This is a genomic window from Flavimaribacter sediminis, assembly GCF_019492055.1.
In the GTDB taxonomy this organism is placed as follows: Bacteria; Pseudomonadota; Alphaproteobacteria; order Rhizobiales; family Rhizobiaceae; genus Flavimaribacter; species Flavimaribacter sediminis.
In genome coordinates this window covers 1714214-1722695 of record NZ_JAICBX010000001.1, presented here as the reverse complement: position 1 = coordinate 1722695, position 8482 = coordinate 1714214, and the positions used below count along the sequence as shown (strand labels likewise).

At 58.0% G+C, this 8482-nt stretch carries 8 protein-coding genes; 6 read left to right on the top strand and 2 right to left on the bottom strand.

The annotated features are described in order from the left end of the window. Positions 1–214 precede the first annotated feature (214 nt). Positions 215–1399 carry an ATP-grasp domain-containing protein gene (locus K1W69_RS08200; protein WP_220227783.1) on the bottom strand — a complete coding sequence of 395 codons (1185 nt, stop codon included), beginning with the start codon at positions 1397–1399 and terminating at the stop codon, positions 215–217. Positions 1400–1532: 133 nt separating this feature from the next. On the opposite strand from K1W69_RS08200, the gene K1W69_RS08195 reads away from it, so the two are divergent. Beyond that, entirely contained in the window at positions 1533–2192 is a 660-nt protein-coding gene (locus tag K1W69_RS08195; RefSeq protein WP_220227782.1) for a dienelactone hydrolase family protein, read from the top strand. Positions 2193–2221: 29 nt separating this feature from the next. Next, positions 2222–2986 carry a sulfite exporter TauE/SafE family protein gene (locus K1W69_RS08190; RefSeq protein ID WP_220227781.1) on the top strand — a complete coding sequence of 255 codons (765 nt, stop codon included), beginning with the start codon at positions 2222–2224 and terminating at the stop codon, positions 2984–2986. On the opposite strand, the gene K1W69_RS08185 is transcribed toward K1W69_RS08190, so the two are convergent. Then, a complete protein-coding gene (locus tag K1W69_RS08185; RefSeq protein WP_220227780.1) occupies positions 2987–3679 on the bottom strand; it encodes a nitroreductase family protein in 693 nt (230 codons plus the stop codon). 179 nt (positions 3680–3858) lie between these two features. On the opposite strand from K1W69_RS08185, the gene K1W69_RS08180 reads away from it, so the two are divergent. From K1W69_RS08180 to K1W69_RS08165, 4 genes are all read left to right on the top strand, one after another. Continuing rightward, positions 3859–5004, top strand: coding sequence for an aromatic ring-hydroxylating oxygenase subunit alpha (locus K1W69_RS08180; protein ID WP_220227779.1), 1146 nt, complete (start codon positions 3859–3861; stop codon positions 5002–5004). A 183-nt stretch (positions 5005–5187) separates the two neighbouring features. Continuing rightward, complete coding sequence (locus K1W69_RS08175; RefSeq protein WP_220227897.1) at positions 5188–5856, top strand: protein-L-isoaspartate O-methyltransferase family protein; 669 nt, start codon at positions 5188–5190, stop codon at positions 5854–5856. Between the two features lie 208 nt (positions 5857–6064). Continuing rightward, positions 6065–7369, top strand: coding sequence for a TolC family outer membrane protein (locus K1W69_RS08170; protein WP_306308769.1), 1305 nt, complete (start codon positions 6065–6067; stop codon positions 7367–7369). 201 nt (positions 7370–7570) lie between these two features. Further along, positions 7571–8356 (top strand): DUF2497 domain-containing protein, encoded by a 786-nt coding sequence (locus K1W69_RS08165; RefSeq protein WP_220227777.1) that lies wholly within the window; start codon positions 7571–7573, stop codon positions 8354–8356. Positions 8357–8482: the final 126 nt, after the last annotated feature.

Below are 8482 nucleotides of genomic sequence, written 5' to 3'. Positions count from 1 at the left end.
CGCGAAGATCATTTGAATAAGCCTTGACCATGCATGCTGGCCTCCTCGTCCCAGCATGCAGTGTGAATCACAAATCAGCACAAAAGGGAATCCCGTCGCGATTCAATGAAAAACTGACCCGCTCTAGGACAGCCGCCTTGCGAGTCATCTCGTGGCGATCGCCTCAGCGCTGATTCTGCACCGTATTCAAATGCCTATTGAGCAGACCGGTTCTTCACGATGGGCGGTTTCGACGCTTTGGCTTGAGGATTGAACGCAGAACGCCCGGCCTCTTCCTCCTGCTGGAAATTTCGCAACCTACGCGGATGTTGTTCATGTTTTCTGCATGCATAGCTCCCGAAAAACCCGGGTCATCGGGATATGCGCTTTCAACACACCTATGTTCCGAACGGAATTTGTTTGCATAATCGGACCATCTCCGAAAATCCTGCCGGAGGTAACCGGATTCGGTCAGGAGGCAAATAAAACCATCTGCGTCTCTGTTGAGCCCGGGTATGAACACTTCATCATCCACATTCAGATACGCAGACGGAAAATCCATTCCGATTTTTTGAGCAAAGACGATAGTTCCTGACAGTCTCGGATTGATTTCAAGAAGATATGTCTTGCCGTCGCCACCTTGCAAGAAGTCGAGGTCGATACCGCCGCTCCAGTTGAGACGGCCGGCGATCTTCCTCATGCAGTCCAACAGCTGAGGCGTTACCGTTTTTGCAGTCGCAAAGGGCGGATTGCCACGAAAGGAAAGCTCATACGGCGCCTGAAAAGCAAAACTCTTTACCACTTCGCCAGCGCGGCAGAATGCTGTCACTCCGACAAAATCGCCGTTGACCACCTCTTGCATTTGGATCTCTGTTCCGGGACGGATGTCTTGCGCGACGGATCGCAGGACCTTCTCATTGTCAATGCGCGCTACTCCTCTCGACGCTACGCTGCCGGACTGTTTCAAGAAGAACGGGTACCCCATCTTTTCCGCGTCCGACTTGAGTGTATCCGTATGTGTGAAAACGGTTGCGGGAGCGTCGATCCCCAACTCCGCGCATAACTCGGTCGTTCTGTTGCGACTTCTCATGATGCGCACAGCTTCGACGGTTCCGGTTGGAAAGAGGTCCGTGTTTGAAGTCTTGGCTTGGGCGAGGGCTGCTATTTCTGCATCCGCATCCGATATCGGGATAACCCGATCGATTTTGTGCTCTACAGTTATTGCAATCAGCGCGTCGCAGGCTTCCTCGAGAGGCATGTCACTGAGGGACTGAGGTATGACATTGCTGACATAAATCGACTGCGCATTGACCGGCCTTCCGCCAAGGTCGATGAGGGTTATGCGATGTCCTCGTCTTCCGAATGATTGTATGCAGGCCAATGCCGATTGCCACCAAGCGGTCATGACCAAAATATGCATAGAACATCTCCCAAGATCACTCAGAATGAAATGTTGGTCCATCGCTCTGGAAGCGATGTTTACTTTGTAAATTACGATCGAGCCCGCTAACATAGTATACTCGGCCCCTCAACTAAATATGGAAACACCTTTCATGATGACACAGATAACCGCGTCGGACGGGCACGTGCTCGATTGCTGGATGGCGCCCGCCGAAGGCCAGAGCAGGGGCGGGCTCGTCATCCTTCAGGAGATTTTCGGCGTTACGGACCAACTCAAATCCCTTGCCGAAACCTATGCGAAGCTTGGTTATGACGTCGCGATACCGGCGCTGTTCGATCGCAAGGAAAAGGGCGCCGTGATCCCGTTTTCGGACGCTGCGCGTGGGCTGGAACTTATGCAGTCGACGGACCCTGTCGAGACCATGCTGGATATCGACGCGGCTGTTCGCGCGCTTGCCGAGAAGGGAGGCAAGGTTGGCGTCATGGGGTTTTGCTGGGGCGGCGGCCTGGCGCTTCGCGCAGCACAGAAGCTTGATATCGCTGGCGCCATGATCTTCTACGGCACCCGGTTGCAGCAATATCTGGATTCACCGCTCAAGGCGCCCGTGATCGGCCATTTTGGATCGACCGACGATCATACGCCGCCGGAGGTCATCGAACAGGTCAAGGCCTATCTGCCCGAACTTGAGGTTCATATCTACGACGCCGGTCACGCCTTCGCCAACGATGCGCGGCCCGCCGCCTATGCGCCCGAGGCGGCGGCTTTGGCGCATGAGCGCAGCAAGGCCTTCCTTGCCGCCCATATCGGTTGAGTGGAAATCCATAGCCAGCGAACAATTCCTTGTCCGACATCAGCTTCTTCTCGCTCGCGATCATTGCGTGCGCTCTTTTTCTGGGAGGTCTCGTCAAGGGCGCGACCGGCGCCGGAACACCGGTTGTCGCCGTTCCGGTGATTGCGGCGTTTATGGATATCCGGCTTGCCGTCGTGATCATGGTGATCCCGAATCTGGTCACGAATGTCTGGCAACAATGGCAATACCGCGCCTGGCGCTTGCCGGACAATTTCGCCGTGAGATTCGCCGTCGCCGGCGGCCTTGGCGCATTCGCCGGCTCGGTGCTGCTGACATCGCTTGACGCCGATATCCTGTCCATCCTGCTTGTCGCGGCTGTGTTCGCCTATATCGGCATTCGTATTGGACGGCCTGATTTCCGTCTGCCGTTCGCCAGGGCGTCGCAGATCGTGCTTCCCATGGGGATTGTCGGCGGCATGCTGCAGGGGATGGCGGGAATTTCGGCGCCGGCGGCCGTCAGTTTTCTCAACGCCATGCGTCTGGAACGCGCTCAGTTTATCTCGACTGTTTCGACGTTCTTCGTCGCGATGTCCGTCGTGCAAATCATCGCGCTCAGCTATTTCGGGCTGATGACGCCGACGACGATCGGGATGAGCCTCGCCGCGCTACCACCGCTATTCGTGTCCATGCCGCTTGGCGCCTGGGCGGCGCGCAAGATGTCCGCCAAGGCGTTCGATCGCGCCTTGCTGATCTTGCTGGCCGTCCTCTCGATACGGCTGCTCTATACAAGCGTCGAAGGCTTCCTGAACTCCTGATCAGTCGATCACCGTCAGGATCTCCGAAAGCGGCTTCTTGATCTTCGCAACCTGCGGCACCTTGGCGTCAGGCGCCGGATGCCCGGCCGCGATGATCATTACCGGCTTTTCCGAATCCGGACGCCCGAGAAGCCCGTTGAGGAATTTCATGGGATTGGGCGTATGGGTCAGCGCCACCAGTCCGGCATGGTGCAAGGCTGCGATCAAAAAACCGGTGGCGATCCCGACGCTTTCCGGCACGTAGTAGTTCTTGAAGCGGGTCCCGTCGTCGAAATGACCCCAGCGCTGGGCGAACACCACAATCAGCCATGGCGCGATTTCGAGATGTGGCTTGCTGTCGTTCGTGCCGATCGGCTCCAGGGCCTTCAGCCATTCATCACCGGCGCCGCCTTCGTAAAAGCGACGCTCTTCTTCCTCGGCCGCCAGCCGGATCTGTTTCTTGTGTTCCGGATCGGCGATGGCGACGAAATGCCAGGGCTGATGGTTTGCGCCGCTCGGCGCAGTGCCAGCTGCAAGGATGCAATCCTCTATCACCTTCCTCGATACCGGTCGGTCGGTGTATTCACGAACGGTGTGACGCTTGCGCATACGGTCGTAAAACGCAGAAGCTTCACTCAACATCTGCTCGTCGCTGAACTCCATCCTGTCGGGCAGATCGACCGGTTCGTAATTCATGTGTTCGCGTGAAAACATCTCTGCACCTATCACTAGTTATGCTTGTTCCGGCGATGACCGTCTCGAATTCGCAATGCGGAGACAGACGCGATTTCCGATAATATACAAAGCGTTACAAAATTCTCCTTTACAACGCAAAACGGCGGTCTCAAGATCATTCGCATGCAAATGACTATACCCAATGAAAGGCCCCGGCAATGTCGTCTGCAAAGAGCGAATCCGAACGTCTGCTGAGGCAGATTTCGGAGATTGCCGCATCGCCTATGGAACGGGCGCGCGCCATGCCGCCGGCGATCTACACCAATCAGGAAATCCATGACCTGGAACAGATGCGGATTTTCCGAAAATCGTGGATCTGCATAGGGCGCGCGGACGCGCTTTCCGAGCCTGGCGACTATCTGACGTTCACCATTTCCGAACAGCCGATCGTCGCCATTAGCCAGCGTGACGGCACGGTCAGGGCCTTTGCCAACGTCTGCCTTCACCGGATGATGGTGCTTCTTTCCGGCGAGGGCAACTGCCGGCGCATCGTTTGTCCCTATCACGCCTGGACCTACGACATTGACGGTAGGCTGATCGGCGCGCCGCAGATGAACAGGACGGAAGGGTTCAATGCGCGTGACAACGCTTTGCCGGAGCTGAGATGCGAAATCTGGAGGGGCTGGGTGTATGTGAGCCTTGACCCGGATGTTGCGCCGGTCAGCGATCTGCTTCGCGAACTCGAACCGGTCGTCGACCGATACCGCATGGAAAATTATGTCCAGGTGGCGACCCAGGATCACGTGTGGGACACCAACTGGAAGCTCCTGACCGAAAATTTCATGGAAAGCTATCATCTGCCGATCGCGCACCGGGCGACGGTGGGGGCCTGGTTTCCGGTCGACGACACGGGTTTTCCAGACCAGCGCCACAGCCACTTTACATACGAAACGTTCAAAAAGAACAAGGACGCAACCTACGGTCTGGCCCATGCGAACAACGATGTGCTCGAAGGAGAGTGGCGGCGCACCTCCGTCATGCCGACGATCTTCCCGACGCACATGTTCGTGCTGGCGCCGGACCACCTTTGGTATCTGACGCTGATGCCGAAGGGAACCGGCCAGGTTCATGTGCGGTTTGGCGCAGCGCTCGCGCCGGAGGTTCTCGCCGGTCTGGACGATCCCGAGGCGTTTCTACGCGATACGATCGGCTTTTTCGACAAGGTCAATGATGAGGATCGTTTTGTCGTGGAAGGCATATACAAAGGCGCCAGGGCGCCCCTGTCCACCGGTGGGCCGCTTTCCTGGATGGAGCGTGAAATACACGACTTCATCTGCTATCTTTCAGGCGCCCTTGGAGGCTGATTATCGCAAATGAAGCCTTTGTCGAAAATTTGCATTAAGTTTCCGGTATCCAATTCATGATTAGATACTGCGGCATATTCTTCCTGTTCGCCGTTATGGGCGACGTGGCGTCACTGGGCGCTTGAAACTGTCAGCTGCGCGAACTAAGACGCTAGGCGGACTATTTGGAGAAGTGGCATGACCATCGATTACGAAGCAGCGCGCGAAAAGATGGTGGACAATCAGATACGCACGACCGATGTAACATCGCATCCCGTGCTTCGGGCCTTTCTGGAGGTTGCGCGGGAAGATTTCGTGCCTGAGAAATTCAAACCTCTCGCCTATATCGATGACGACATTCCCGTGTCGACCGATCAGGACGGGCGCGCGTCTCGCTACCTCATGGAGCCTTCGCCGCTGGCGAAACTACTGCAATTGGCGGATATGACGCCGGACGACGTCGTGCTGGAGATCGGTTGCGGCACGGGATACGTCTCTGCGCTTCTGTCGCTGTTGGCGAGCTCCGTCGTTGCGCTGGAAAGCGATGAGGACCTGGCCGCCGAAGCAACCGAAACCCTTTCCCGGCTCGGTTATGACAGCGTCGCCGTGGTGACCGGAGATCTGAGGAAGGGCTATGAGCCCGAGGCGCCCTACGACGTGATTTTCATTGGCGGCGCCGTGGAAGAGTTGCCGACGGCGCTCTTCGACCAGTTGCGCGACGGCGGCAGGCTGGTCGTTGTCGAAGGGCACGGCAATGCAAGCCGCGCCAAGCTCTACGTGAAGGATGACGGTCACACGTCTTCGCGTCGCGGCTTCAACACTTCCGTGAAACTGCTGAATGGTTTCGAAAGGTCGGAAGAGTTCGTCTTTTAAGGCGCAAGGTGTGATCAATGGGTTACAGGGTCCCGGCATCTTCACTCCCTGGCATGGCTGAACCGTTGCAACATAGGCTTTACGGCTTCATATAACGGGGCAGGGTAGTGGATAGACGACGGTTTGTTGGCCGTTCGCTCGTCAAATGGGGATTTATATAGTGTCAAGTATCCGCAGACTACTTATTCTATCCGTCGCCGCAGCAAGCTTGGCCGCGACACAAGGCGCTGCTTCCGCCGAGACGATTTTCGGCGCCATGGCGAAGGCTTACGAGAACAATCCTGACCTCAACGCGGCTCGCGCCGGCCTGAGAGCGACCGACGAAGGCGTGGCGATCGCCAAATCGGGCTATCGCCCGACTATCGTCGCCGGCGTTGAAGCATCGCGCACGACGACCTGGCATTCGCCTTCACAAACATCGACAATCACCGACAACGCATCCGCAGGCGTGACGATCACCCAGACCTTGTTCGACGGCTTTCAGACGAAAAACAATGTCAACGCGGCGAAGTCGAGCGTCTTTGGCGGACGGCAGGATCTCATCAACAACGAAATGACGATACTGCTTTCGGCCGTCCAGATATACGCCAATCTGCTTCGGGACCGCGCAATTGTAAGCGCGCGCCAGCAGAACCTGGAATTCCTTGACGAACAGAGGAACGCGGCGCAGGCGCGTCTCGATGTCGGCGAAGGAACCCGCACCGACGTGGCGCTGGCCCAGGCGCAGCTCGAACAGGCGCGCGCGCAATTGCTGGCGGCCCAGGCGGCCGCGAATTCAAGCGCGGCCGTATACGTGCAGATCATCGGCGACGAACCCAAGAACCTGAAGATGCCGTCTCCGTATCAGAAGGGGTTGCCGTCATCGACAACCGCGGCGGTTGAAATCGGTCTGCGGGAGCATCCGTCCATTCTCAGCGCGCAATACACGGTTGACGCGGCGGCGTTCAACGTGAAGTCGCTGGAGGGTACGTTCCTGCCGAATGTCAGTGTCCAGGGCACCGTCCAGCATAGCCAGTACGGTTACACAACCGGCATCATCCAGGGCAACGTGTCCGTGCCCATTTATCAGGGTGGACTGGCGTCCGCCCAGGTCAGGCAGGCCAAGGAAACGCTTGGCCAGGCGCAGATACTGGTCGATTCCGCGCGTCGCCAGGTCCAGCAGGACGTGGTCTCGATGTACACCAACTTCCAGGCCTCCAAGGCGTCGATCGCCGCAAACCAGGCGCAGGTCAGCGCTGCGAAGTTGGCGCTTAACGGCGTGGTTGAGGAGCAGAAAGTCGGGCAGAGCACCCAGCTTGACGTCCTGGAGACCCAGACAAATGTTCTGACGGCCCAGGAGGATCTGGCGCAGTCGCACAGGGACGCCATCGTCACCAGCTATAGCCTGCTGAGCGCGATGGGCCGACTGACCGTCAACTATCTCAATCTCGGCGTCAACAAATACAAGCCGGAAATTCATTACGAGGCGGTGAAAGACAAATGGTTCGGCTTACGCACTGTCGACGGGCAGTGAACGCACTCTGCCCGCAGGCAAAGGTTGCAATCGCAGCGGCCTTTGCGGACCATGTTACCGCCTGAAATTAATCTGTGAAACTTAAACGGCGTCACTGCCGCGGGAATTCTCATCTGCGGCCGAGTGGCATACACTATCCCTGTGATTCGGTTGCGCCTGTTGGCGACCACTGGATGTGATGCGGCAAATACGGGGAACGGCATGTCACAGTCAAATGCGGCGCGTGAGCCGAGCATGGAAGAAATTTTGGCTTCCATACGCAGGATTATCGAAACGACAGACGGCGCGGATGACGGTCTGCATCAGCACCAACCGTCCAGCCACGATGTCGGCGACGAGGAAGAGGAAAGTCCGACGCTTGCCCGGGTCAGGGACGAAGTCGCCAATACGCAGCCGTCGCGAACGGCGGCAGTAAAGGCGCCTCCGCCGTCACCGACTCAATCGCGTGAAACGTCCGGGAACCGGTTCGACAGAACGCCGCCGCGGTCGGGGTTAACGCCCCGGCAGGACGAGGACGCCCTCTATAAACCGGCGGGGCAGGTCGCGTCGACCGCCGCCAGACCGCAGGTCAGCCTCGCAGAGGTCGCGGCGCGCGCCGGATCGCTCCAGCCATCCGCCTCCGCAAAACCGGAGCCGCGCAGCTTCACAGCGCCCAGAACGCCTGAAAAGCCGGAAGCGCCGGCAACACGCGCCGCGCCTGAAAAACCGGCGCCGGATCGTTTGGCCGCGTCAAAGCCTGCGGACAAGATCACCGTTGGCGATGCGCTTCGCTCCAACGCGCTGGTGTCCTCCGAAACCGGGGATCGCGTTGCGGCTTCCTTCGAGCATCTCAATCAGGCGATTGTCACCGGCCCAACCAAATCCTTCGACGAGATCGCCCAGGAAATGTTGCAGCCGATGTTGCGCGAGTGGCTGGACAACAACCTTCCGGTTCTTGTCGAGCGCCTCGTAAGGGAAGAGATCGAGCGTATCGCGAAGGGGCGCTGAACGCATCTTTCGACGGTTATCGGCGCGCGCTGCTGCGCGCCGCCTGTAGCGATCGGCCATAGCCGCGGCCATACGGGTTGAAAGCCGCGGCCAGTGGCGGTAAATCCCTTGCGAAAACTCCCTCAT

Excerpts from the sequence above, each read along its gene's own strand:
- K1W69_RS08185 (WP_220227780.1), bottom strand. The coding sequence starts at position 3,679 with ATGTTTTCACGCGAACACATGAATTACGAACCGGTCGATCTGCCCGAC.
- K1W69_RS08165 (WP_220227777.1), top strand. The coding sequence starts at position 7,571 with ATGTCACAGTCAAATGCGGCGCGTGAGCCGAGCATGGAAGAAATTTTG.
- K1W69_RS08180 (WP_220227779.1), top strand. The coding sequence starts at position 3,859 with ATGTCGTCTGCAAAGAGCGAATCCGAACGTCTGCTGAGGCAGATTTCG.
- K1W69_RS08200 (WP_220227783.1), bottom strand. The coding sequence starts at position 1,399 with ATGCATATTTTGGTCATGACCGCTTGGTGGCAATCGGCATTGGCCTGC.
- K1W69_RS08195 (WP_220227782.1), top strand. The coding sequence starts at position 1,533 with ATGATGACACAGATAACCGCGTCGGACGGGCACGTGCTCGATTGCTGG.